The organism is Pseudoalteromonas sp. T1lg48, assembly GCF_002964785.1.
Lineage (GTDB): Bacteria > Pseudomonadota > Gammaproteobacteria > Enterobacterales > Alteromonadaceae > Pseudoalteromonas.
Genome location: NZ_PQCC01000004.1, coordinates 481822 through 508398 on the forward strand (window position 1 = coordinate 481822; position 26577 = coordinate 508398).

18 protein-coding genes and 2 pseudogenes are annotated in these 26577 nt (G+C 49.2%); 14 read left to right on the top strand and 6 right to left on the bottom strand.

The window, feature by feature from the left end; translation table 11 throughout:
• The first annotated feature begins 141 nt into the window (after positions 1-141).
• The 5 genes and pseudogenes from C2M29_RS07670 to C2M29_RS07695 all read left to right on the top strand — a co-directional run bounded on the left by C2M29_RS07670 (position 142) and on the right by C2M29_RS07695 (position 4385).
• Positions 142-1764: a sensor histidine kinase gene (locus tag C2M29_RS07670; protein ID WP_105189189.1), complete on the top strand. Its 1623-nt coding sequence runs from the start codon at positions 142-144 to the stop codon at positions 1762-1764.
• 372 nt (positions 1765-2136) lie between these two features.
• A complete protein-coding gene (locus tag C2M29_RS07675) occupies positions 2137-2613 on the top strand; it encodes a cytoplasmic protein (protein ID WP_105189190.1) in 477 nt (158 codons plus the stop codon).
• Positions 2614-2961: 348 nt separating this feature from the next.
• Positions 2962-3542: pseudogene (locus C2M29_RS07685) on the top strand (GNAT family N-acetyltransferase).
• Between the two features lie 124 nt (positions 3543-3666).
• Positions 3667-3933: a hypothetical protein gene (locus C2M29_RS07690; protein WP_105189192.1), complete on the top strand. Its 267-nt coding sequence runs from the start codon at positions 3667-3669 to the stop codon at positions 3931-3933.
• Between the two features lie 17 nt (positions 3934-3950).
• The gene (locus C2M29_RS07695; protein ID WP_105189193.1) at positions 3951-4385 is read left to right on the top strand and encodes a GNAT family N-acetyltransferase; all 435 of its coding nucleotides are present in this window, start codon (positions 3951-3953) and stop codon (positions 4383-4385) included.
• Between the two features lie 55 nt (positions 4386-4440).
• Here C2M29_RS07695 and C2M29_RS07700 read toward each other — a convergent pair whose 3' ends face one another.
• Positions 4441-6906 (bottom strand): S9 family peptidase, encoded by a 2466-nt coding sequence (locus tag C2M29_RS07700; protein ID WP_105189194.1) that lies wholly within the window; start codon positions 6904-6906, stop codon positions 4441-4443.
• 131 nt (positions 6907-7037) lie between these two features.
• On the bottom strand, positions 7038-7730 hold the full coding sequence (locus C2M29_RS07705; protein WP_105189195.1) for an SDR family oxidoreductase: 693 nt from the start codon (positions 7728-7730) through the stop codon (positions 7038-7040).
• Positions 7731-7810: 80 nt separating this feature from the next.
• Between C2M29_RS07705 and C2M29_RS07710 the strand changes: the two genes are divergently transcribed.
• The 3 genes and pseudogenes from C2M29_RS07710 (at position 7811) to C2M29_RS07720 (ending at position 11384) form a co-directional block, all read left to right on the top strand.
• Entirely contained in the window at positions 7811-8851 is a 1041-nt protein-coding gene (locus C2M29_RS07710) for a LacI family DNA-binding transcriptional regulator (RefSeq protein WP_105189196.1), read from the top strand.
• Positions 8848-10076 (top strand): annotated as a pseudogene (locus C2M29_RS07715) (glycosyltransferase). The gene C2M29_RS07710 and the pseudogene C2M29_RS07715 overlap by 4 nt, the downstream one beginning before the upstream one ends.
• Positions 10077-10157: 81 nt before the next feature.
• Positions 10158-11384: a threonine/serine ThrE exporter family protein gene (locus C2M29_RS07720; RefSeq protein ID WP_105189197.1), complete on the top strand. Its 1227-nt coding sequence runs from the start codon at positions 10158-10160 to the stop codon at positions 11382-11384.
• Between the two features lie 225 nt (positions 11385-11609).
• Here the strand turns inward: C2M29_RS07720 and C2M29_RS07725 are convergent, their stop codons facing one another.
• On the bottom strand, positions 11610-12221 hold the full coding sequence (locus C2M29_RS07725) for an MlaC/ttg2D family ABC transporter substrate-binding protein (protein ID WP_105189198.1): 612 nt from the start codon (positions 12219-12221) through the stop codon (positions 11610-11612).
• A gap of 232 nt (positions 12222-12453) precedes the next feature.
• Between C2M29_RS07725 and C2M29_RS07730 the strand changes: the two genes are divergently transcribed.
• Positions 12454-12993 carry an acyloxyacyl hydrolase gene (locus C2M29_RS07730; protein ID WP_105189199.1) on the top strand — a complete coding sequence of 180 codons (540 nt, stop codon included), beginning with the start codon at positions 12454-12456 and terminating at the stop codon, positions 12991-12993.
• A gap of 88 nt (positions 12994-13081) precedes the next feature.
• On the opposite strand, the gene C2M29_RS07735 is transcribed toward C2M29_RS07730, so the two are convergent.
• Positions 13082-14098 carry a zinc-binding dehydrogenase gene (locus C2M29_RS07735; protein ID WP_105189200.1) on the bottom strand — a complete coding sequence of 339 codons (1017 nt, stop codon included), beginning with the start codon at positions 14096-14098 and terminating at the stop codon, positions 13082-13084.
• 378 nt (positions 14099-14476) lie between these two features.
• Here C2M29_RS07735 and C2M29_RS07740 point away from each other — a divergent pair, with 378 nt between their 5' ends.
• From C2M29_RS07740 to C2M29_RS07750, 3 genes are all read left to right on the top strand, one after another.
• On the top strand, positions 14477-15424 hold the full coding sequence (locus tag C2M29_RS07740) for a LysR family transcriptional regulator (protein WP_105189201.1): 948 nt from the start codon (positions 14477-14479) through the stop codon (positions 15422-15424).
• A 187-nt stretch (positions 15425-15611) separates the two neighbouring features.
• Positions 15612-17006 (top strand): hypothetical protein, encoded by a 1395-nt coding sequence (locus C2M29_RS07745; protein ID WP_105189202.1) that lies wholly within the window; start codon positions 15612-15614, stop codon positions 17004-17006.
• 198 nt (positions 17007-17204) lie between these two features.
• Entirely contained in the window at positions 17205-19268 is a 2064-nt protein-coding gene (locus tag C2M29_RS07750) for a S9 family peptidase (protein WP_105189203.1), read from the top strand.
• Positions 19269-19346: 78 nt separating this feature from the next.
• Here the strand turns inward: C2M29_RS07750 and C2M29_RS07755 are convergent, their stop codons facing one another.
• Positions 19347-21308 (bottom strand): alpha/beta hydrolase family protein, encoded by a 1962-nt coding sequence (locus tag C2M29_RS07755; RefSeq protein ID WP_105189204.1) that lies wholly within the window; start codon positions 21306-21308, stop codon positions 19347-19349.
• An 83-nt stretch (positions 21309-21391) separates the two neighbouring features.
• A complete protein-coding gene (locus C2M29_RS07760; RefSeq protein ID WP_105189205.1) occupies positions 21392-24334 on the bottom strand; it encodes a TonB-dependent receptor plug domain-containing protein in 2943 nt (980 codons plus the stop codon).
• A gap of 386 nt (positions 24335-24720) precedes the next feature.
• On the opposite strand from C2M29_RS07760, the gene soxR reads away from it, so the two are divergent.
• On the top strand, positions 24721-25182 hold the full coding sequence (soxR, locus tag C2M29_RS07765; protein ID WP_105189206.1) for a redox-sensitive transcriptional activator SoxR: 462 nt from the start codon (positions 24721-24723) through the stop codon (positions 25180-25182).
• A gap of 109 nt (positions 25183-25291) precedes the next feature.
• Complete coding sequence (locus C2M29_RS07770) at positions 25292-26491, top strand: Nramp family divalent metal transporter (RefSeq protein WP_105189207.1); 1200 nt, start codon at positions 25292-25294, stop codon at positions 26489-26491.
• The last annotated feature ends 86 nt before the right edge of the window (positions 26492-26577 follow it).

Genomic DNA, 26577 nt, shown 5'->3' on the forward strand with positions numbered 1-26577 from the left:
TCTGAATAATTAGCTGGAAAATAGCAGTTCGCCTGCATAAATCTCACACCCCAATAAGAAGAACACGCAGGGCCAAAAAAACTTCACCTATACTAAGAACCAAGGGTTGAGCTTTATATTAGTTACGAGCTGAATTGGCCAATGAATGAAAAGCAATATCAAAAGTTTCTTAGCTTCAAATACTTCGAATATATTATCGGACTGTGTTTAACCTTATTTATAGCCGCATTAGTGTTTGTGGTTCTAGCCTTTGTCAGTAAGAGTGAGCAACAAAAAGGCTTGGAGCAAAACTTTAACCTAGTACGACTCTCTCAAGAACTGCGCTTGAGTTCAGATCAACTCACCATGATGGCAAGAGCCTATGCCGCTACATCGAATCCCAAGTTTAAAGAGTTTTTTGAACAAATCCTGAGTATTCGCTCCGGCGAGAGCCCCAGGCCTAAACACCTCAATAGAGTTTACTGGGACATGCTTATGGTGGCCGATGGGTCACCCCCCTTCCCCAGTGGCGAACCTAAATCACTGCTCGACCTACTCAAAGAAAATGGCGCGTCCGAGCAAGAGTTAACAGCCCTGACGCGTGCCTATGACCAAAGTGAATCTTTGGTGCTCTTAGAAAACCAAGCCTTTGATTTAGTGCGCCAAGGTAAAAATCAAGAAGCGTTAGCAATCTTATATAGCGAAGCCTACCTGCAAAGTAAGGTACGCATAATGAGCCACATCAACGAATTTTTATCTATTCGAGAACAAAAGTTGGGCGAGTTTATCGCTTACTCTACGATGAAGCTCAACGTCTATTATTTCGCTGCAGTGATTTGCTTTTTATCCCTACTTTGCGTCCTCATTTTCTTCTACAACGCCCGTTCACGCATACGCAAAAACATTATTTCTTTTTTGAATTCTGAAGTAAAAAGCCAAACCAACGAGCTCGTATCAAAAAATAACGCGCTCTGTGCCGCAGTATCCGATCTTGAGCGGGTACAAGCCAGGTTGGTTAACGCCGAGAAGTCGGCAACCTTGATGCGCCTTATTCCAGGGCTAGCGCATGAGATAAACACGCCGGTTGGCATTGCCGTGACCGCATCAAGTAGTCAGCTTCTTGCCCTTGAAGAGGTCAAAGCCTGTGTTAACGAGAATAAATTAGCCAAAAAATCCTTACTTGAATCAATTGAAAGCATAGAAAATTGTGCGAATTTAGTCGGTAACAGCGCCAGTCGCATCAGCAATATAATGACCAAGCTAAAAGTGATTACTCAGTATGGATTTGACGAAAAAGCACAAATGCTCGTGCTTGCAGATGAAATACGCGACTGTGTTGAAGACGCGGATAACAAAGGGATGGATGTAGAGTTAGACATCGAAGTCGATGAACACATTCAAATTGAAGCACCTCGATTTTTACTGCACCTGCCTCTGGCTATATTGATAGAAAATTCTTTCAATCATGCCTTTGAGCATCCATCCACCCAATATAAATTACATATTCAAGCCAGTTTAACTAATCAAGAGCTAACCATAAGGGTTTGCGACAACGGCTGCGGTATTCCTGATGCTATAAAAGGCAACCTGTTCGATACCCTTGTTGTCGGTAACCGCGATGCAACGGTTACGGAACTGGGCTTGTGTCTAGCACATGAAATTATTAGTCAATATTTTTGCGGAACGCTGGAATATAAGTCTCAGAGTGAAGGAGGCGTATGCTTTGCTATCACCATGCCACTTGATGGCTTCAGGCAATCTACAGCCAAAGAGAATAACGCATAAAAACACCTCGTAAAAACCAGATCAGCACATCTGATACTCCTTGCTATTAATGCATTTCTCGTCATTTCCGACGTGCCTTTATTGCGGGCAAGATTCTTTAGACGCTCTATTGACCATTTTTCCTTAACGATACGAAGAGCCAGGCTTAAAGTAGATGAAAAATTCTGAAATTATCAATCAGCAGGTAGCTATTTCACTATTGAAATGCAAGAAAATATCTTTGTTTTATATGTAGTTAAGGGGTACAGTACAGCTAACAAAGCGGTTGAATAGTCGGATACATAACTGTTAACTCGTTGTCGCTTACGCCAGTTTTAGCCAGCTATTACTGCAGCTTCGCATGGCGTATATCCTAAATAAAAGTATGGCATTATGGATATAGTATTTACCAAAGGTGATAAAAAATACGGTCACTTAAAGTGTATTCGAAAAGATGGCTCATCTACAGAAACTAAAATGCCTGAGCAAGGCGTTGCGCCTCACGATATGATCCATTTTGTAGTAGAAAAGCATTTTGCCGTAAAAGGTGCTTTTTATGGGCAATTGAAAGCAGGCGCAAGCATCAGCTTTCAATTAGAACATAATGAGCTTTCTAAAGAAGTTGCAGATAAAATTGACGTCTGGCAAACAGAATCTATGGTTGAATCATTACAGTCACTGCTATGGACTGGAAGTGAGCCCGATTATAATGGCTTTATGTACATGACTGAGCAAGCCTGTGTTAGTCGCAATATACCCACCCCAAGCATCACTCAACTGCAATTTGAAAATGTGGTAAAAGAACTTCTTAGCCTAAACCAGCAATGGAAACAGCTTTCTAAAGGTCAGCATCTATCGGTTCATTTCTAGGGTTAATCAGGGCATTGGTTTAACGGGAGTTCAATGCTAGTAAGGGTAACCAATGTGAGCTTCATACAGGAGCAACCATGGCTATTTAAGTTTGTTGATCGCCAAAACGAAGAATACCTGGTTTTAAATTCAGCTTTCTATAAAGGATACGGTTTACCTAACCCTCTGATTAGAATGCACCTAGACCAACTTGATGTAGGTATGTCAGCCAAAATAGCATTCAAAATGATTGACGATAAAAATGTGGTCACATCAATTAGGTAACGTCACATAAAATAAGTTTGGCGGGGTCGCGAAAACCATGCGCGGCCCGAAAAAGCGCTTGATAGCAAAAGGGATATGGAAATTATGTGGATTGAAGAAAAATTAATTGAGGGTGACTTCGTTACCTTAGAACCTCTCAGGTTAGAACATGTGCCGGCGTTAATTGAAGCGGTTAAAGATGGTGAGCACTGGAAGCTAGGGTATGCAAATGTTCCCTGCCCCAATCAAATGCCTCAATACGTCCAGGATGCGATAGAAGCAAGTAGCAAAGGTAATATTGCTTACGCTGTACGCACCAAGTCTACGAATAACATTGTCGGTACCACACGATTCTATAACGTCGATAATTCTAACCGGCGTGCCATGATAGGTTACACCTGGTATTCGGACGCAGTAAGGAGAAGTCTGTTAACACCGAATGCAAACTCCTTCTTCTTAGAGAAGTATTCGAGTCATACGATGCCATAGCGGTGGAGTTTAGAACCCATGTTGACAATACCACCTCTCGCAAAGCCATAGAACGTCTGGGGGCCAAGCAAGATGGTATATTACGCAGTCATCAGATCATGAAAGATGGGTCTTTGCGCGATACGGCGGTTTATTCAATCATTGCTAAAGAATGGCCATCGGTGAAGTGTAATCTGCAAAGCAAATTAGGCTTTTAATAAGCCTGCTTGGACCAAATTTAAGTCTGCTTGTTGTGCCAGTAAGCGTCACTTGGGATCAAAACCAAGGTTACAATTTGCTAGTGACGCGAGCTCTATATATTTTTCTTAGGGATGATGGAAAATGGAAACAAATAATGAGCAGATTCAATTAAGTGTATTTTTTCGGATTTTAACCGGGGCTCTACTCGCTTTCGGGGTTTACGGGTTGTACTCAGTCATAAGCAAACAATATATTTCCATGGTTAATTGTGGGGTTAACCTCGAACGCTTAATTATAGGTGTTATTCTCATTATGTCGTTTTCTGCATGGGTGTATTTGACTGGCTACCTCACTTTGACCGGAACATTACCAATAAAAAGTGAACAACAGCAAAGCGATAGCGAGTAACATGAGAGGATTGTTGAATGAAAGGATATCGAATCAGTACCAAACATGAAGACCTGGATTTCGAGGTAATCTATCAATTCATTTCTCAAAGTTATTGGGCCATGGGTATTCCAAGAGCAACCTTGCGCAAGGCAATTGATAATTCCTTGTGCTTTGGTGTGTTTGAAAATGGCGGCATACAAGTGGGCTTCGCCCGTTTAATCACGGACAGAGCGACATTTGCTTACCTGGCCGATGTATTTGTTGTCGAAGCGCATCGCGGTAAAGGGCTGAGCAAATGGCTTGTAGAGTCGATTGTTTCTCACCCGGATCTACAGGGGTTAAGGCGTATGGTGTTGGCCACAAGAGATGCCCATGGTTTATATGCTCAATATGGTTTCAAAGGGATAGAGAACCCGGAAATACTAATGCAGATTTGGCAACCCGATATCTACAGCGAGCAAAAGGCTTAGCCTCCCCCATAAAAAACCCACGCTTAGGCGTGGGTTTTACTTTTTAAAACGCAATTTACTCGGCGTTAGCGTTAGTGTCGCTGAGCAGGTACTTATCCAGCCACTGCTCTTGCTCCCATAAAACATGCAGCAGGCTCTTGCGGGCACGGTAGCCGTGTGCTTCGTAGGGTAGCATCACCAGACGGGCGTCTTTACCCAAACCTTTCATTGCCGCATACATGCGTTCACTTTGCATCGGGAAGGTGCCGCTGTTAGGGTCTTCCTTGCCGTGGATCATCAGCATGGGTTCGTTAATCTTTTCTGCATGGAAAAACGGTGACATATTGGCGTACACCGCCTGGCCTTCCCAGAAGTTACGCTCTTCACCCTGGAAACCAAATGGCGTTAACGTGCGGTTATAGGCGCCGCTGCGGGCAATACCGGCTTTAAACAGGTCGCTGTGGGCCAGCAGGTTAGCCACCATAAAGGCACCATAGGAGTGCCCGGCAATGGCTATCTTGTCCTTATCCGCCACGCCTTTTTCAACCAAGACATCCACCGCCGCCTGGGCGCTGGCTACCAGTTGCTTGCGGAAGGTGTCGTTCGGCTCCTTGCCATCTACCCCAACTATGGGCATTTTCGGGTCGTCGAACACGGCAATGCCCTTGGCCAAATAAGGCATAGGGCCCCAATAACCTATGTAGGTAAATTCATAAGGCGATTCACGCACTTGCGAGGCCACATTTTTGTCCTTGTACTCCAGTGGGTAGGCCCACATCAGCACGGGGATTGGGCCTTGTGACGGCTCATAACCGGCTGGCAAATACAGGGTACCGGACAACTCAACACCATCGTCACGTTTATAGCGTAACTGCTCTTTTTGAATGCCCTTAAAGGCCGGATAAGGATGAGGGAACTGAGTCAGTTGCGTCAGGGAATCGTCATCCAAATCGCGTACGAACAAATTGGGTTGTTCGGTTTTAGACTCACGCACGGTAATAAAGCGCTCACCCTCTTCGTCTAGCAAGTCAACAACGCGCTCATAGTAAGGTGCCTCGCTGCGCCACAGGCGCTCGGTGCTGTTGGTTTTAACATCGTAACGGTCTAAAAACGGGATATTACCCTGCTCCGAGGCACCATCGCCGCGCAGGTAAATATAGCGGTCACCCACGACCTGCATTACCCGCGCACCCAAATCATTGTGGGTGTAAATGGGGTCGCCCGGATTTTTATAGGCATCGTTATAACTGCGCTCGGAGAAGAGCACAGGTGAAGCACTGGCATCGTTAGGCGCGATAATCCAGCTGCGCACCTGACGGTCGCTAAAGCGCCACTCGGAAAGCATCGCCAGATTCTCATTGCCCCAGGTCACCCCGGCAAAACGACGCTCTGTTTTTGCAAATAACTTAGGCTTACGTTTAAACGGCGCGCTCAGGGTGTAAATATGGTCGTGATGCGGCACATCTTTTTTCATATCGCCGCCATCTTGGGCTTCGGCCCAAATAAGCGTTGCTCCTTTATCGCTGCGCCACTCAAAGTCGCGAGGGCCGGTGCGCACACTATCAAAACCCTGGGGAATGTTGTCGGCCAACGGCTGTTTAACCAGCTCTGTTAGCTCGTAGCCACTCATTCCCCACACAGACCAGGTAGTGGCAAAACGGAAATACGGCACCTGATAAGAGAAGGGCTGATCCAAGGTCGCCACAAGAATATTGTTGCTATCGGGTGAGATACTGAAATTACTAAATAGCTTGGCCTTGCCGATGGCTTTGGCCTGGCCATCCAAACTCACACGCATCAACTGACCCTGACCATAGAAGGAAAACAGCGCTTCGTCGTAGGGACTGGTCAATAGATTCTGATAGGTACGGGCCGGCGCCTTTTCACCCGTGGTTTGTTGGATCACAGGCACAACCGTATTGGCATCGTCTTGTGGCTGGGCCTTACCCAGGTTCACCGCATGGTTAATGATTAACCCACTGGCATCGGGCATCCATTGATACGGGGTGGCGGTAACCACAGAGTTGAGCGCGTATTCACTCAGCTGTTTCAGGGCGCGAGTATTGATATCGTACACCCACAGGGTGGCCGCCGCCGGCGTTTCATAGACAAAGCTCAGATAGCGGCTGTCACTGGACCACTGTGGCGAGCGCATAATGCCCTCATCCAAACCGCTTACGTCCAGGCTAATATCACCCTCGAGGGATTTAAACGTCAGCGCCGTGTACTTGTTACGCACTCGTGAGCGAGAAAAATTATCTGGATTGAGCTTAATACCGGCCAGTTTCAGCTCTGGCTTGGCCAGCTCCTGTAAGCTCTCAACGCGGCGGCGTTCAAGTAACGCCAGCCATTGGCCGTCCGGTGATAGCATGGAACGCGGTGCCAACTTGGCATCGACGACCTGCGCCAGCTCTTTCGATGGCACTTGATAGCCAGCGTCATTTTGTGCCCCGGCCGGCGCCTCTTGCTGAGCAAGCGCCGTCGACGCACATCCCAGGCCCAATGCCCCAAGGAGCACTGAGGCGATGAGGTGTTGTTTCATAGAAAACCCTTTTGTTGTGATTATTATCCTCCAGAGCCTATTTATCTCGATAAACAGACTCTTGGGTACAGTCTACCTCGGTATAAAAACCAAGCAACTAAATAGGGTTAACTTCTTAGTTTTGTTCACAATTACCAGGGAATGCGTTCACCCAAATAGGTGTAGAAGCCGCCGCTTTGCTCAGTGCTGAGCGCATCGATTACCTGTTTCAGCCCCTTGGCCGAGGTGGCCGCATCGATCAGCGCGTTAGGACCCCCCATCTCGGTTTTCACCCAGCCCGGGTGCAAGGAGACGGTTTTGATCCCCTGGCTTAGCAGATCATTGCTCAAACTTTTCACTACCGAATTGAGTGCAGCCTTGGAGCTACGATAGATATATCCGCCGCCCTTGGTGTTCTCCGTATGACTGCCGACCTTGGATGATAACGCGGCAAAAACCGGGGCCGAGGCTTTTAAGAGGTGTGGTAAAAAGGCCTGCGCCAACTTGGCTACTGCCAGCACATTGGTATTCATCACCTGCTGCCACTGGGCAAAGTCGATGTCATCCAGGCCGTACCCCTTGGGACCATACATACCCGCATTACTGAGTAACACATCGATGGCCTGGTCGTTAATCTGCTCGGCGAGTTTGTCTATTTGCTCAAAGTCGGTGATATCGAGTCGGTGCACGCTCAGCGCGTTATCTTGCTGGGCAAGCGCTTGCAATTGCATGGCTTCCTCCGGCTTTCGGCAACAGGCAAGCACCTGCCAGCCTTGCGCCAAGTAGAGTTTGGCAAGGGCTAAACCTATGCCGCGATTGGCACCGGTAATAAGGACGGTTTTCATGGGTTAACTCCTGTATTTGTACTGACGCTAAAGCGCGGAATCTGCTACCATGTAGAGCTTAATCAGCGCCTTATAATGCCATGAACAGCACACCACCACATCCCAAAGTCACCATTATCCAAGTTGCCGAGCTCGCCGGGGTGTCTAAATCCACCGTTTCGCTGGTGCTAACGCAACCGGACAAGGTCAGCGATACAACCAGGGAAAAGGTGCGCCAGGCGATGGCCGAATTGGGGTATGTGTATAACCGGGATGCGGCAGCGCTGCGCTCAAAACGCTCGGGCCTGGTAGCCATTATGCTGCCAACCTTGGATAACCCCAAATTCACAGAGCTGGCAACGACGCTGCAACAAGGCGTGCTGGAGCGCGGCTTTGTGCCCATGCTACTTAGCAGTAATGATGAGCTCGACACCCAGCAACGGTTGATGGAACGTCTCAAGGAATCCAATGTGACCGCGGTGATTTTGTGTCCGGCCACGGGCACGGATGTTAATTGGCAAAACGCACTTAACAATAGCGGCATGGTGATCATTAATGTGCTCCGTGAAGTGCCCTTTAGCGAGGCCCCCTGTGTATTGGCCGATACTCAGCGCGGGGCGTTTTTGGCAACTCAGGCATTACTGGAGCAGGGCTGTCACGCTCTGGCCTTGGTGGGCGGCCCCTCTCTGAGCAATTATGCACATTTTAAAGAGGGGTTTGAGCAGGCGGTACATTTGCACCCAGGTACCCCGAGCAGCCAATACATCCCCTGTAATAATACCCGCCAGGCAGGTCAGCAGGCCTTGAATGACCAAGCACTGGCCCAGGTGATCGCCAAAGTGCGTACCGATGACCGGGCGGCGCCCGTGGGGCTTTTATGTGCCAGCGACCAACTCGCCTATGGCGTGCTCGATGCCCTGCCAAGTCATGGCCTGAGTGTCGGCAAGGAGCTTAAGATCGTGGGTTTTGGCGATCTGCCCGACTCCGCTGTTTTGCCTTGTCCGCTCAGCTCGGTGGCCTATCGCAGCGGCGATCTGGCCGAGCATAGCCTAAGCATTTTAACCGCGTTACTCAGTGATCAAAACGTGCCCCGCCGCACGCTTATCGATGTAACCCTTATTAAACGAGCGTCTTGTTTATGACCCAAGTATTAGTGATTGGCTATGTGTGGCCAGAGCCCAATTCGTCGGCGGCTGGCAGCCATATGATGTCGTTACTCAAACTGTTTCGAAATCAAGGTTGGCAGGTGGAATTCGCCTCACCGGCGCAGCGCACAGAACATATGGAAGACTTGGCACAATATGGGATCAGCAGCGCGGATATCGCCCTCAATTGCAGTAGTTTTGACGCCTACCTCAACGAATTAAACCCGGATATTGTGATGTTCGATCGCTTTATGATGGAAGAGCAATTCGGCTGGCGGGTCGATAAGTATGCACCGGATGCCCTGAAAATCCTCGATACCGAAGACCTTCAGTGTTTGCGCGGGGCTCGCCATGAGGCCCATAAAGCGGGCAAGGAGTTTGAGACGAGCGACCTGCACACGGATTTGGCCAAGCGCGAAATCGCCGCTATTTTGCGCTGCGATCTCAGCTTGATCATCTCCACCTACGAAATGCAGCTGCTCAATGAGGTATTTAAGGTTGACCGCGCGCTGCTGCATCACCTGCCCTTTATGGTCGACTTAAGCGCCCTGCCAAAACAAACACCGAGCTTTGCCGAGCGCCAACATTTTATGACCATTGGCAACTTCAGGCATGCACCCAACTGGGATGCGGTGCTGTATTTACAGCAGATCTGGCCTTTGATCCGCAAGCAACTGCCCAAGGCGGAGCTGCATATTTACGGCTCTTACCGCCGCCTAAGGCCACCGCCTTGCATAATCCAAAAACAGGTTTTTTAATTAAGGGCTGGGCCGATGACGCCCTGGAAGTAATGAGCTCGGCACGGGTGTGTTTGGCGCCTTTGCGCTTTGGCGCCGGCATTAAGGGCAAACTATTGGAAGCCATGATCACCGCCACGCCTTCGGTAACCACCCGCATTGGCGCCGAAGGTATGCACTTAGACTTGCCGTGGAACGGAGCTGTGCACAACGACCCGCAGCAATTTGCCGATGCCGCGGTGCGCTTACATGAGAATGAAGCCGAATTCATTACCGCCCAGGGTCACGGCCAGCAAATACTCAACCAGATCTACGACAGCCATACTTTGTCCTCTAACTTGTTGGCACGCATCAAGGAGTTACAGCAAAACCTGATGCAGCACCGCCACACAAACTTCACCGGGCAAATGCTAAAACACCACACCATGCGCAGTACCCAGTACATGGCACAATGGATTGAAGCAAAAAATTCAATAAAATCTTGATAGAAATCAGTAGACAGGTAACCTTAGATCAATAAAATGCGCACGCTCTATGCATTATGATCGACAACCGAGGACCGCTGCGTGGAAGACGCTCTCTTTAAAGAAAAACGTAAATTTATCGTTAAGCTCGGCAAGATGCTGCACAAATACGGTACCCCGGCCTATCGACTCGAGGCGCACCTGATGGAGGTCGCGACCTACCTGGAGCTGAAGTCTTCTTTCGTAATGTCACCCACCTCGGTGACCTTTGTGATCTGGACCGAGGGTCATGAAAACGAGTACACCCATGTTGCTCGTGTTGACCCGGGCGAGCACGATCTGGGCTCGTTAGCCAACACCGACGAGGTGGTGAATTTGCTGCTAAAGGGCGAATTAACCATTAACGAGGCAGACAAACGCCTTGATGAAATCGCCGTGATGCCGGCGCCCTACAACAAGTGGATCACCGCCAGTGCCTTTGCCTTCTCAGGCGGCGCCTTCGCCATGTTGATGGGTACCAGCTGGAATGATGTCTTTTATTCCGGCCTGCTCACCCTGGTGGTGTATTTGTTCGTGCTCTGGTCGAGCTATTCGCGCCGTGTGGCACACATGCTCGAGCCCTTGGTTGCCGTGGTCTCGGCCATTTTAGCCTGTGCCATTAGCGTGTATTTGGACGCCCAGATCAACATTCGTCTGGTGGTGCTCTCCAGTATCATTGTCTTTATCCCCGGTCTGGCCTTGGCGCTCGGTCTTGCCGAGCTGGCGGCGCGACATCTGGTATCCGGCACGGCGCGAGTGATGGACTCCTTTATGCTGCTGTTTAAGCTCTATTTCGGTGCCTTTATCGGCATAGGAATTGGCTTTGCTCTCTTTGGACAAGCGGACTTTGTGACGCCAGAGCCCTTACCTAAATGGACCGCCTGGCTCGCTATTTTGCTGTTGTGTATGTCTTTGGTGGTGATTTTTAGAACCAAAACCAAGCATGCGCTTTGGTCTCTGGCCGCCGGTTTTATTGCCTATGGTGCCAGCATAGGCTCCGCCGCATACCTGGATTACACCCTGGGTACCTTTGTCGGCGCCCTTGCGGTGGGAATTTTTAGTAACCTCTTTAACCGCATCGCCAACGCTCCGGCTTCCATCGTTGCCATGCAGGGCCTGATCGTTCTGGTGCCGGGTTCAAAAACCTACATCGGACTTAACTCTTTGATAGAAGGGCAAGACTTTGTCTATGCCGACCATATCGGCCAACAAACCTTTTTGATCTTTATGTCACTTGTGGCTGGGCTTATTTTTGCGAATGTGGTGCTGCCACCGAAGAAAAGTCTCTAAGCAAAAAAAAAAAGGGTGAACTTATTGATAGGAAGCCACAGGGAAAAGGCTATAAGTTCACCCCAAAAAGTGTTGTCACAACAATAACAACAACGTACTAGCAATCAGTACAAACGCGTTCAAGCAGAGAAAAAAAGGGGAACTCCTGGGATAACCCCAGGTAGAGAGCCTCATGGGTAAAAGGCTACAAGTTTCCCCAAAGCACTGCAGGAACAAAACTCTCCATTAGCCCTTGGCTAACAACTCTTGATTAACCTGGTCGATACCCACCTCGGTGATGCGGGCGATAATTTCTTTCTGCTTGGCATCGAGTAGCGAGATACCCTCGGCTACCAGGTCATAGACGCGCCAGCTGCCGGCCTTGTCTTGACGCAATTTAAAGACGATATCTATGGTCGGCTTGCCAGCTTCGACGATTTCGGTTTTCACCGCCGTATAACCATTGCTTGGTGCCGCATTAGGCTTAATAAAATGTACTTCCTGACCCTTATAACTCATCAGGGCATTGGCATAGGTATTGGTCAGGTATGACTCGATGGCATTGATAAAGGTGAGTGCCTGTTGCTTATTGATCTCGCGAACATGCTTACCAAGGAGCTTAAAGGACACGAACTTGGTGTCGATGTGCGGAATTAGCTGCGCCTTTACCAGGTTGCGTAATTGCGCCTTTTTCTGTTGGTCATCGGCATCGATATTACCGATATCAACAAAGAGCTGCTCGCCAACCTGTTTAAGCATGGTGTACGGCTCTTCAGCAGTTGCGGCCTGTGCCTTGCCGGCCGACAGCGTCAGCATGGCGGTAATAATAAATAGTAATAACAGCTTAGGTGCTCGCATTGGCCACTCTCCTCACATCGAATTGGCGGCCATAGTAGCGGATTGTATTTTGGAACATAAGCAACAAATACGCACATTATTGATTCCATTTATGCACATATAATTTTATTCTTATTATTCATGAAGTTAGTTTATTGTTGCCGTGTTTGCACCACCGCTGTGCATTTTTGTGCATTGATCTAAGCCCCCACAAAATAAATAGTACGCGCCCTTTTGTTGTGAGGTTAAGCGTATGAAATCAATAATTTTAGCCACCTTAGCGGGCGCCCTAAGCCTGGCTCCCATGGCAGCCAGTCAGGCTCAGGAAGCGCCGCGACACGGTTACACCCTGCATTACATTCAGGGTGAAGGGGATGTACAAGGGATTAAGTTGGGCTATCAGTATTATCTCAGCGACTACCTGCCGGAGCGCTTCAATAACGTCGAAATGTTTTTCGAAAGCAGTGTGAATTTTTGGCGCTATGGCGACAACAATGATTATGATCACAACTTTGTTGTGGCACTGACTCCGGTGTTTCAATACCCGATCACGCAATATCGGGGCCACCCGCTGCTGTTTGAATTTGGTATTGGCTTTTCGCTTTTAGATGACACACAGTTTGCCGGTAAGGACGTTAGCACCCACTATCAGTTTGAGGACAGAATTGGCGTAGTGTATAAGCTGGAAAATGCCGAATTCGGACTGCGCTATCTGCATTATTCCAATGCCGGTTTTGAAAGCCCAAACCCGGGACTGGATTTTATTTCCTTGTCCTATTCGCGCTCATTTTAGTGAGTCAGGCCACGCTAACTGGATGAAATATTTTGCCTTGTTAGCGTAAAGCTCCATCCAGTACTAAAGATAACGCTCTTCGATAAGGTTATGGCAAGACGCCTGATTTCACGTCGACTACCGGACGTAAACTGGAACCCTTTTGATAGAGCTGACGCAGTGCCTCACTGACCAACTCGGCATCAAAGGCCAAGGTACGATGGGCGGGGGGCTGAATATGACCGGCGCCCACATCCTGCAATAACTGCTGCCCCATAAAGCTCAACTTTTGCTGCGCACACAGGCTGTTTGCCAACCAGGCTCCGCCCAAAGACACGGCTGCGATAATGGGTGCCCGGCTAAATAGCAGCTCCTGGGGGATCTGGGCGAAACCATTAAGGCAGGCAATACGACCACCAAAGCGCAGATGCGCCAAATCGGCAACAAAGGTCTCACCACCGCAGCTGTTGAGTATGGTGTCAAAACCGTCTGGGCCGAGTTCGTGCTTGATATCCTGCACTAACTGCTCACCTTCGCTGGCAAACAACACCTCGGCGCCCAAGGCCTTAATGCGCTCATGCTCGCTTTGCGGGGCACTGACAAACACCTTGGCCCCGCGCTTTCGCGCATATTGAATGGCAAAATGGGCCACCGCCCCACAGCCGGAATTAATATAGATGCTCTCCCCCGCCTGCAGCTGGATTTTGTCCAGAGCCGCAAGCGCCGTCATCCCGGCGTTGGGCAAGGTGGCGGCCACAGCACTGGGAATGGACTCAGGCACTTCGGCCACGGCATAGTTGGCCACCTTGGTATAGCGCTTTAGCACCCCCTGCTCGGCCAAACTGGTGGTAAATATCACCCGAGTTCCGCGCTTGGGGAACACTCCTACCGGCGCCTCAACAACCGTGCCCACTGCATCCAGACCCAACACATGAGGATATTGCCAACGACAAAAGCCCTCGGCACCCAGGCGCGCATCAATATGGTTAAGGCCCACATACTCGACTTCCACCAGCACTTCATTAGCACCAATGTGCGGTACTGGCAGCTCCTGCATCTGTAACGCCAAAGACGGCGAAGGCTCATTTAAAACAAGTGCCTGCATGGTATTCGTGGGGCCGGGCATAACCTAATTCCTCTCATTGAGAATTCATATCACCGCCTTACGGCGAGTGTAATTATCACTGCTGACGTCAATTGCTGCGCTCAATACTGAGTAAATAGACGCCGAAATTCAACCTTATACCAATTCACTTAAATAGCTAATCATTCTAGCGGGCTAAATATCATACTAACGGCGTTGGAGTTTTTCTATGGAGAATACTACATACGAAAAACTCCGCCTTGTTATCACATCATTTATCCAGCGCTATATCTGGTCACATACTTAACAGAATTGGTATAACCATGTTAAATAACCACAGCGGCGCCAGATACACTGGTTTTATAAAAACATTAATGCCAGAATGGCATCAATTGATGCTGCCCCACCGAGACCCTAGCTATGGATACAACCAGCCGACTCATTATGCTACTTGAAGTAGTGGAACAGGGTTCTTTTTCTAAGGCCGCCGCCATGCGCAACATAGATCGCTCGGTAATTTCAAAACAGATCAGTAAGTTAGAAGATGAGCTGGGCGTGCGCTTACTTAATCGCACCACCCGGTCGTTTTCATTGACCGCCGCTGGGGCGGAAATGGTGAAAAAAGCACGGGATCTACGGATGCTGTTAACGGACACGGTGCAACTGGCGGAAAACTACCATCAGGAACCTCGCGGCCTGCTGCGCATTGCCACCTCGCATACCCTTGGACGACGCTACATTCAGCCGGTAATCAACGACTTTCAAAAGCGCTTCCCTCAGGTCAATGTGGATATGCGCTTGGGCGACCGCCCTGTCGATATGATTTCTGAAGGCTTTGACTTGGCTTTTCGCATCGGTGAGCCACGAGACTCATCCTTAATCGCCAGAAAAATAGCCCGCAACCGCATGCTGCTGCTGGCAAGCCCGGAGTTTATCGCCACCTATGGCAACCCCAAATCCATAGAGGAGCTCGGACAATTGCCGGCGGCCACCTACGCCACCTCACATACCCGTCTTGATACCATTAACTATATAAATGCCGAGGGCGAGGAGTGTGAGCAGGTGATCAACGCCGTGTATACCTCCAACGACGGTGAGGTTATCCTCGATAAGGTGATTTCTGGCACCGCTTTTTGTCTGGTGCCGGCGTTTTTAATCGAAAATGAAATAAGCGACGGCCTGCTAACACCGCTCTTGCCTGATGTTAATTTACCCGACTATGGCGCCATGTATGCCCTCTATCCTCATCGCGATCTACCGGTGCGTACTCGCTTACTTCTGGATGCGGTGCGTCATTATATCGGCGAGCCCGTGCCCCGTTGGGAGTTGAATATTCCCGAACTGGACTCCCTGTATAAACCCCAATAACCGCTTTAACCAGATGAAAGACGGGCGGCATTTTTTGGGGCTACATATGTAACCCGCCAAACGTAAAGTTGCACACTTTTTCACACTTGTGTAAACATCTGTTAAGTGGAGTAATACTATGTAAAACATGGGATTTTTTGTTTTTTTATGGGTCATACTGGGCACCTAGTTCACTATGGAATCAAGTATGAAACACAACAAGAATAAAGGCCTTAATCCAACCCTGGCAGCGCTAGCAGGCACCGCCCTAGTCACCCTCAGCGGTTGCGGCAGCAGCTCCGACGGCAACAGCGACTCGGGCAGTATTCAGCTATACAACGGTACCATAAATGGCCCAACCATGACCCTGAGCATCGCCGATGTTGCTCGCACCACCGCAGATTTGGGGGATGTCACATCAACACACAACTACACCGCCGACGATTACGACTACGCCATACAATACAGCAATGATCAGGGTAACCTGGTCGATATTATCGGCGACACCCTGAGTATTGTGGACGACACCAAAACCTTATTAATGATGTATGGCAACATCGAAGATAAAAAGCTGCTCAGCCTTGAACTCCCCTACCGTGAAGCCAGTGATATGTTCTCGTTGCAAATGCTCAATATCACCAGAGAAGGGCGCAATTTCGATCTGTATATGGCCGCGGAGGATGGCGTCTTCGAGCAGGCCGAACTGGTGGGCTCGGCAATGTTTGAAACTCTCAGCCCGAGCACCGAGCATAAGGTCGATACCCACACCTTCTACCTGACCGAGGCCGGCACAACCACACCTATTTGGCAATCGGATGAAACCCGGATCAGCGCGGACGACGCCCTAGTGATGGCCATTCGCCCCAGCTATGACAATAACAGCGACTACCTGACGGTGGATATCATTACCAATGGCAACACCCCGTATAGCCTTAAAAACAAGGATGCCCATGCTCGGGTGCAGTTTTACAACAGCATAGACGAGTACCCAAGCGCCCAATTCAGCGCCAGTAAGGGGGACTTCCAGCTAAACACGGCAAGCACCGCCGTCGATACCCTGTCACAGACGCTGCAACTGACACCGAACAGCTACTCTATTTCCATGCATGATGAGCAGGGTAATACCCTGGTAGATAGCTACCTGTTAACCCTGGAGCAAGAGCAAAGTGCCCTGGGCATCTTCTATAAGGATGCCGAACACGGTCCGAGGCTAATGAGTGTGGCGCAAAATCTGGTGCCTAATAGCGTCAGTCATCAGGTAACCCTGGTAAACCTGGTCGATGAATACGCCGGTTTGCCGGTACACAAGCTGGACATCTATTTTACTCTCGAAGGCCAGCCCATTTCGCAAACCGAGCACCACCTTGATAGCGTCAACAGCTACAGTGCTAACTCCTTGACCCTGCTCGATAAACAATACGGCTTTTATGCCATTTTAGAAGATAACGGTCAGGAGATAGTGCTACACCAGGAAGGAAATGTGGATGTGACCGCCGATGGTAACTACATACTGATCTTGGAGGCCGATGCCAGCACCGCCTCGGGTTATAAGCTGACCACCTTGCATACGGTGGCAGCCGAGAGCGAAGAACTGGCTCAATAGTTATCAACGTCTTTCCCTAACGCAAATTCTAAACAGCAGTTCCCAACCCATGTTGGTAGGCGCACGGCAACCAGGCCCTGCCAACACCTTATTCCAACCCGTTGTTTAACCCACTGATTCTGGCCTTAATCGCAAACACTGGCTTTCGTGTCGCGCTTTTGTAGAATATCGACTACTGACAACAAGCGAAGGACAGACATGAAATTATTAAAATCGACGCTGGCCCTGGCCATGGCCGTGAGCATAAGCGCACCGGCGTTTGCCAATGACACCATTACCGTTGAAGACATTCCAAAAATTAAAAGCGTTTTACAAACCGCAGTAAGCCCGGATGGCGAGCAGGTGGCCTTTACTCGCTCACTGCCACGTGAGCTATACAAGGACAAAAACGGTCTTAACTACAGCGAGTTGTACGTTATTGATGATGAAGGCGTTGAGCGTCCGTTTATTACCGGCAAGGTCAATATCAAGAGCATTAGCTGGTCTGCCGACGGCAAACACATCTATTTCCTGGCCAAGCTTGCAGAAGATAAATTCACGGCCCTGTATCAGATCCCCGTTGATGGCGGTCAGGCCCAAAAGGTAATGGCCCTCAAAGGTCGCGCCATTGCCAGCTACGAGCTCAGCCCCAATGGCGAGCAGGTAGCCTTGCTGGCCATGCCGGCAAAAGACAAGTCTGAAAAAGAGCTGAAAAAACTTGGCTTTATGGCCGAGGTGTACGAACTTGGTCTGGACAACAAACAACTGCACCTGGTTGACCTTAGCCAGTCAGACGAGCCATTAGACCCAGAAGCCATTAGCATTGATGGTTATGTCAGCGACATGAATTACTCAGCCGATGGTAAAAAGCTCTTGGTGAAGACCCAACCTACGGCGCTTATTGATGACAAGTATATGAAGTCACAATGGCACCTATTCGATGTCGCATCCAAGCAAGTGACCTTGTCATTTAAAACCGAAGGTAAGCTAGGCGCTGCCGAGCTTTCTCACGATGGCCGCTACGTGGCGATTCTTGGCGCCGACGACAAGCACGATCCGGCTACCGGTCGTTTATACCTTGCCGATACCGAAACCGGTGAGATCAATGAATGGCTGCCTGACTTTATGGGTCATATCAGCGATTTTGAATGGTCGAACAAGCGCAACACCTTAAACTTTGTGGCTCAGGTTAGCCCTGAAAGCTTTATCGGTCAGATCAAAGTAGGCTCAAACAAATACAAGAAGCTGGTAAAAGAAGGCAAATTTATCGCCGGCTCTTTGAGCATTTCAGACTCGGACAAGACTCTGGCCCTGAGTGCCAACACCGCCAAACACCCGAACGAGGTGTATATGGTGCGTGGCTCAAAGGCGACGCGTTTAAGCGACTCAAACCCTTGGTTAAATGACAAACGCTTCGCTAAGCAAGAAGCGCTGACCTTTAAGGCCCGCGATGGCGTTGAAATCGGTGGTGTCTTGGTTTACCCACTCGACTATGAAGAAGGTAAGAAGTATCCGTTGATCATGGCGGTACACGGCGGTCCTGAAAGCCATGACAAAAATGGCTGGGTAACAAGCTATTCAGATCCGGGGCAAATGGGCGCAGCTCGCGGTTACGCTGTGTTCTACCCGAACTACCGTGGTTCAACGGGTAAAGGCGTAGAGTACTCTAAGCTGGGTCAAAACGATTATGCCGGTAAAGAGTTCGACGACCTAGTCGACATGAAACAATACCTCGTAGACATGGGCCTGGTTGACAGCAAACGCGTGGGTATCACAGGTGGTTCGTACGGTGGTTATGCCTCGGCTTGGGGTGCAACCAAGCTGACCGAACACTTTGCCGCCAGCGTGATGTTCGTGGGTGTGACCAACCAGCTTTCAAAGTTTGGTACCACGGATATTTCCAACGAAATGCACCTGGTTCACGCCCGCTCTTACCCGTGGGATAAGTGGCAATGGTACCTTGAGCGCAGCCCAATCTACTGGGCAGGTCAATCGAAAACGCCACTGCTTATTATGCATGGTAAAGACGACCCTCGCGTGCACCCGGCACAATCCATGGAGCTATATCGCTACATGAAGGTGCAAGGCAAAGACGTACGCTTGGTGTACTACCCGGGCGAAGGCCATGGTAACCGTAAGGTTGCGGCACAATATGACTACAGCCTGCGTTTAATGCGCTGGATGGACAACTACTTGATGGAAGGCAACAAAGACATGCCGGAATTTAAGATTGACCACGCCGCCAAACTCAAAGCGGTAAAAGACGCACAAAAAGAAGACTAAGGCGTTGCCTTAAGCACACCCTTCTTTATGAAAAAGCCTGCGCTATGCAGGCTTTTTTTTATATATCAATAACCCGAGTTATTCACCTATGTATTTATCAAAAAACGCGAGCATCTTTTGCCAACGCTCGATGTTATTGTCGGGGTTGTAAAAACCGTGCCCCTCACCGTCTTTCATCATCCATTCGAAAGGATGATTTCTTTCCTTTAAGGCATCGCGCAGGGCAAACGCATGCTCTTTAGGCACCCGCGCATCATCACTTCCCTGGATGATAAAGATAGGCGCCTTAAGCTTATCCACATTATACACAGGCGACTGCGCCTGGCGCTCTTCCTTGGTTGCTGGCAAGACCCGGTTGAGATAATTAATACCGGCCTTAGCCTCGGAAATATCTCCCTCATTAAACATCATGTCCAGGTCGTACACACCGACAAACCCGACCACGCATTGGTATAAGTCCGGCTCTCGAATAGCACTTTGTACCGCGGCATAGCCGCCGTAAGAGGCCCCATAGACGCAGACCCTTTGCTTGTCGGCAATGCCCGAACTGATCAGGTGCTGCACCCCGTCGGTCATATCATTGATCATGGTGGTGCCCCAATTGCGATGACCAAGTTGTTCAAAGTCTTTGCCATAGCCGCCTGAGCCACGGAAGTTCGGCTGCAGCACCGCATAACCATGGCTGGCCAGTACCTTGGCATCGCCATCCATACTGGTGATGGAATCGCGAATACCGTGTGGGCCGCCATGGGGCAGCAAAATCAATGGCAAGTCTTTCGCTTCTCCCAGAGGTAAGGTCAGCAGGGCTTTTATGGTGTGGCCATCGCGGCTTTGGTAGTCGATTATTTGGGTTTGAGGAATAACCGCGACGTCAAGCCAAGGCTTGGCCTTGCTCAAAGGCAATAATTTGCGTCGCTCATTATCAAACAGGTAAAACTGTCTCGGGTTGTTGGCAGAGGCCGTTCTAACCACCATCAACTTGTTGTCCAAGGTCGATGAGGTAATGGTTACAATCTGGTTTTTAAAGGCTTTTCTTAAGCTATGGATAACCGAAGCAAAACCCTTATCCTTAATACCATCGAAGAATAAGACATCAATCTCGTCGTATTCATAGGCGGCACCTATGACCTCCGCCGGGCGGCCATTCTTATAACTGTACACCGGAAGCAGATCTGTCTTAGGGTGGGCGGCATACACTTCTTGCTTGTTGGTTTTTAAATTTAAGGTGGTGATGGCCTGGGTATTGGTATTATTATCGCTCAGCCCGACCAGGGTGTGCTCATCAAGCAAGGTTAAAGGCGTAAAGCTGCCCTCGTTGGCGTCAAAGCGCATGATTTCCTGCCATGGAGCATCCTCGTTTTCACGCGCCACAATGACCGACTGATTGCCGCCGTTAGGATCGGTACCCAGCGCCACCCTGGGATTCCCTTTTGCATCGACGATAACCCCGACGCCAACATTTTTATAGGCGCGTAATGGAATTTTCCCCTCGCTCCGCTTACGCCCAGAAGAAATTTTGACCCGCTCCAATTCAATATAGGGTTCATTGGAAAATGGCGATCGGCTGGTGATCATAATTTGATCGTCATTTTCCGGCAGAACATCGGCAATAAAGGCGATTTTCATATTGTCACCACCGGAGCGTGGCCCGGCAATCACTCTTTTGTTTGAACCATCGGCATTGACGGCCATAATGTCACCGGTTAGGTATGGCTGCTCATACATGCCATAATCCCGTGCCGTAGCGGCAACGATGCGATCGTCACTGGCCCAATCAAACTGGAAAATGGACTCCCCCGGTTTACCCTGAATAATAGAAACTATTTCTCTGTCTTTTACACTCAACACGGTTAAGCGCATTGAGCCGTCGTCGGCACGTGCCGTGGCCGCCAAATAAGAGCCCTTGGTCGATATTTTCATATCGATAAACTTGGCATGACGGGCGTAGTCCTCAAGAGTTTGCTGATTGACCTTTGCCATGGCTGAACCACTGCTGCCTATTACAGCCAAGGCACACGCATAAGTTAGCTGCTTGATCATGATATTCCCTTTCAAAAAAAAAGCCCTCCATAACGAAGGGCTTTTATTAGTATTTCAGCATCTAATCCAGGTTAAAACCTAAATTAGAAGTTGTAAGTCACGTTTGCGAAGAAACGACGACCTAGGTTGTCATACTGTGAATACAATGCAGAGTTACCCGTTGCACGCACGTAAGACGGAGAAACCTGAGGAGGAATCTTGTCGAACAGGTTCGAAATACCCATAGTAACGTCTAGGTTATCGAACTGCATGCTGCCTGATAGTGCATGGTAGAAGGTTGTTGGTGTTTCCGCGATAAAGGTCACGTCCTCACCACGGTACGTAGTTTCGTTGCTGTCGTCGAAGTACTCGTAATCGTTTGTCTTATCGATATAACGAGTGGTCCAAGTAACGCTCCAATCGTCGTTAGAGTAAGTTAGTCGACCGATACCTACGTGCTTAGGATCACCGATTTCACCGATGTACTGGCTTGGCTCGCTATCAGCAAATAGCTGGTAAGTGCGCTCAATCTGGATTGTGTGCTCTAAGCTAAAGCGAAGTGAACCGAAGTCGAAGTCATCCTGATAGGTGAAGTTTAAGTCCACACCACGCGTACCTTGGCTGGCAACGTTAGTGTAACCACCGAAGATAGTATCGATACCGTAGTCGCCGTTCGTACCGTCGTTACGAGTGAACTGCGAACATAATGGATCGTTCGGGAAGTTTTCTGAACGGTAACAGCTGCCCGTGATATCTGAGCCACCTAGGTTAGCAACCTGGTTATCAATTTTGACATCGTAGTAATCGGCTGAGAACGCATAGGTGTCTGCTGGGCTGGTCCATACAAAACCATAGCCTTCAGATACCGAAGTTTCTGCTTCTAGACGGCCTTCACCACCACTGGTTACGAGCGTCGCACTACTGGTGTTTGCACCAGTATAATCGGCAGGAACACCGTCGGCGGCACAGTTATCAGCAACTTGTTGAGTTACTGAGCCTTCACTTAGACGGTTACCCCAGTTATAACAAGGATCCACCGACATTTGGCCACCGAAGCTTGTTTGACCAGCTAGGTATAGCTCAAACAAAGCCGGTGAACGGAAAGATGTACCGCGTGAACCTCGGATGGTGAAACCGTCAACCACTTCCCAGGTAAGGCCTAGTTTGTAGGTTGTATCGCTGCCGTAAGTTGACACATCTGTCCAACGACCCGATGCGGTTAAATCCATACGGTTAGCCCAAGACTGACCTTCTACGATTGGAATACGTACTTCACCGAATACCGCGCGAGTATTCTGATCACCCGCAGTACGACTTGCACTTGATAGACCCCAGGAGTTGCCATTTGCACTGTGGAATCCAGGAGTGTCATCTAATTCGTCTTTTTGGAAAGACATACCGAATGCACTGCCTACCGCACCGGCAGGAAGTTCAAATAGGTCGCCAGTGACATAAGCTTCAATAGTTTGTTGCTTATAAATAGTTTCGCCCTTTTCCTTACCGAATAGGAAGTCACGTACTTCGGCAGAAGGGTTACCATATAGGAACTGAGGATCGGTCCAAGGCACATCGACACAAGTTTTACCTGAATATTGGGTCGTTTCGCCGCTACATGATGTACCATTGGCGAAGTGATCCTGCGCCATTAGCATAGAGTCACGGAAAATGACCTTATTGCCGTAAGTACCTTTGTTGTAACTGTTCTGGTAAGAAACGTCCCATTCCCAGAAACCGATATTACCTTCAAGGCCTAGTACACCGCGGGTATAATCTACTTCGGTGTCAGAGCCGTAATGATCGGTTAGCGCCACCGGCAGGATGTAGGCAGCACCGCCGAAGCCATCAGCCACACCCGCAGGTTGGAAACCATAGTCGGCAGTCCAGAATTGACGATATGCCTGAGTTGTTGTTTCACGTGAGCTGTGCAGCAACTCAGAGTAACCGCGTACATTTTCGGTAAAGCTAAAGTCACCCTGGAAGTATAGTGACCAGGTTTTGGTCTCAGGAGTCATCGTTTCCTTGTCTAGGAAAGGATGATCACGGTGCCAAAGGCCATCGCTTTCTTTACTGTAACCAACCGGATACCAACCTTCTGGGGTAGTGAAGTCAGCGGGAGCACCCGTTGCCCAGTCATTGAAGCTATCGTAACCATTGGCGGCAAAGAAGCCGTCATAGTCATAAAATGCACGAGAGCCACCAGGTACGTTTTCTGCACCCACACCCACTAGCCAAATACCGTATGGGGCGTCATTACAATGGTAATCGCCGGTACGCGGATCGATTGGATCGGCACGGTTACCATCTTGGTCATAGAAACGACGAGCTGAACAGTCATAGAAATCACGGTCACCACGAAGTAGCTCTTGCTGTACGTTGTAGTCACCCACTAGGCGTACAGAACCATCTTCAAATTCTTCACCGATTGAGAAGTTAATACGCTGCGTTTCACCGCCCGACTCAAATGGTTGGCTGATGTCTACAGATACCGACTTATCATCGCCTTTTTTGGTGATGATGTTGATTACACCTGCTACCGCGTCAGAACCGTATAGTGACGAGGCACCATCTTTTAATACTTCAACACGTTCAATGGCTGAAATTGGTAATGCGTTCATGTCGAACGCCGATACCTGACCACGGGTACCCGCAGGACCGGCGCGACGGCCGTTTAGTAGTACTAGGGTACGGTTTGCGCCTAGACCACGCATTGAAATGGTTTCAGCACCGGCACCACCTGAGGTTACATAACCTACTGTCAAGGCAGAAGTTACCTGGCTTGAACCTGCGGCAATGGTACTGGTACGTAGTAGTTCACCCAGGGTGTTGATACCCTGCTCGGTGGCACTTTCTACAGAAATGATATCGATTGGGGTATCACTGGCGAAGCTGTCGGTACGGATACGAGAGCCTGTAACCTCGATACGTTCTGGAGCTTCTTCTTCAACTGCCGTTTCAGCATCAGCGGCAAAAGAGGAAAACGCTGTAACGCTTGAACCTAGAAGCAAAGAGTATTGAATCGCTCTGCCGATTTTAGACTTGTTAAACATTTTATATTCCCTGAATTATTATTATCACCTACCCAAAAAAAGACCGGTAATTGAGCTGAATCAGCACAGTTAATATTGGGCACACTCCTTTTTTACCGACTCAAGTTACATTTGACAACATAAAAAGGATTAAAAAACCCACATTTTTTCATTAGATGATAAATATTTATTTACACAGCAGCTACAAACGCGCTCGATTTACCACCGAAAAGACTAGAAAACGCGCTTATTTTTGCGTAAAACACGCCAAATAAGAGAAGCGTTATATTCAGCACTAAAATACAATTTGATACATATTAAACCTTAAAAAAGAAGTTACTTGCGCTGTTTAAGTCACGATATTAATCTCGCTCTATAAACAGACCTTGACTTGGAGCAGAGTACAGATGGCAGCCACAGAACTCTCCGTTGGTACGGTCGCCAACCGCGCCGGCATAAGTATCTCAGCACTGCACTTTTATGAAAAAAAGGGACTGATCCGCAGTTGGCGCAACCAGGGTAACCAGCGCCGCTATAAACGTGATGTATTACGGCGCATCGCCGTGATCAAGGCGGCACAAACTATGGGCATAACGCTTGAAGAAATTAAGGAGACGCTGAGTACCTTGCCGGATCAGCGCACACCCACCAAGGCCGACTGGCAGCGCCTATCGAAGCATTGGCAAAGGCAGTTAGATAAGAAGATTGCCTATATGCAGAGGCTTAGAGACAAGGTTGATGGCTGTATCGGCTGCGGCTGCCTGTCGATGCAACATTGCCCTATATACAACCCAGACGACCAATTAGCGGAGCATAGCAGCGGTGCTGTGTTACTGGAGCACCCCGAACTGGAAAAAACTGAAAAGTAGACTCGTTTCTTTATTGCCAGCTTTTCTATATCTTATTAGCCTGCACTAGATAACAAGAATATTGATGAGCGCTTAGCTGGATAGCACTAAAAAAGACAGGGTTAATAATATGAAAAAACTCGGCCCAGGCCTGCTCGTTGCCGCCGCTTTTATCGGTCCAGGCACCATTACCACCGCGTCCGTCGCCGGCGCCAACTTTGGTTTTACCCTGCTTTGGGCGCTGGTGTTTTCGGTGTTTGCCACGATTTTATTGCAGAGCATGGCAGCCCGGTTGGCCGTGGTTAGCGGTCAAGGCTTAGCGCCGGCCCTGCGTGATAATATTAACCAGCCGCTGTTAAAGTATTTGGCTATCTTTTTGGTGATCAGCGCCATTGGCATCGGCAGTGCCGCCTATGAGGCTGGTAACCTCAGTGGCGCCAGCCTGGGTTTACAAGGGCTCTTTGGACAGCAGACGGGTAGCCTCTGGACACCGGTCATTGCCCTTGTCAGCGCCCTGCTTCTTTACAGCGGCAAATACAAATTAATTGAGCGCACCTTGATGCTCCTGGTGGGTGTGATGAGCATAGTGTTTATAGCCACCATGGTGCTTGCAGCGCCATCGTTTGGCGAGCTATTTGCCGGATTTAAGCCTAGCCTGCCTACAGACTCATTAACCACAGTGCTGGCGTTGATTGGCACCACCATAGTGCCTTATAACCTGTTTTTACACTCTGGAGTGATAGCCAGAGAAGATGCCAAACCACAGGATGTAGGCCAAGCCATTCGAACTCACAATTGGGACACGGGTCTTTCGGTGGGCCTTGGTGGCCTTATCACCCTGGCCATAGTCGCCACCGCCAGCGTTGCCTTCTTTGGCCAGCATACGGGTCCACTCAATGCCGCTAATATGGCGAATCAGCTGGAACCCCTACTCGGCAGCTATGCTCAGTATTTCTTTGCCATTGGTTTATTTGCCGCGGGCCTAACCAGTGCGATTACCGCTCCGTTAGCCGGCGCTTATGCGGTCTGTGGTATGCTCGGAGGCAAAGACGCGGTAGAAGATATGCGCTTTAAGCTGGTAGCCCTCGCCATCTTGGTTTTTGGCACCACGGTTGCCAGCTTGGGGCTCGACCCCGTAGCGGTGATCATCTTTGCCCAAGCCAGCAATGCCTTACTTTTGCCCATTGTTTGTATATACCTTTTATGGTTACTAAATAACAAAAACGTGATGGGCCAATATAAAAATAACTGGTTGGTAAACCTATTGAGCCTGCCGATTATTATTACCGTGGTCGGCTTAAGCGCTTACAAGCTTGTATCACTGCTGTAATGGTTGGCGATATTCCGGCCCTTTGAGTACCCACAAAGGGCCGGAATATTCTTGCTAATTAACTGTATTTATTGCTTCTTTCTTGA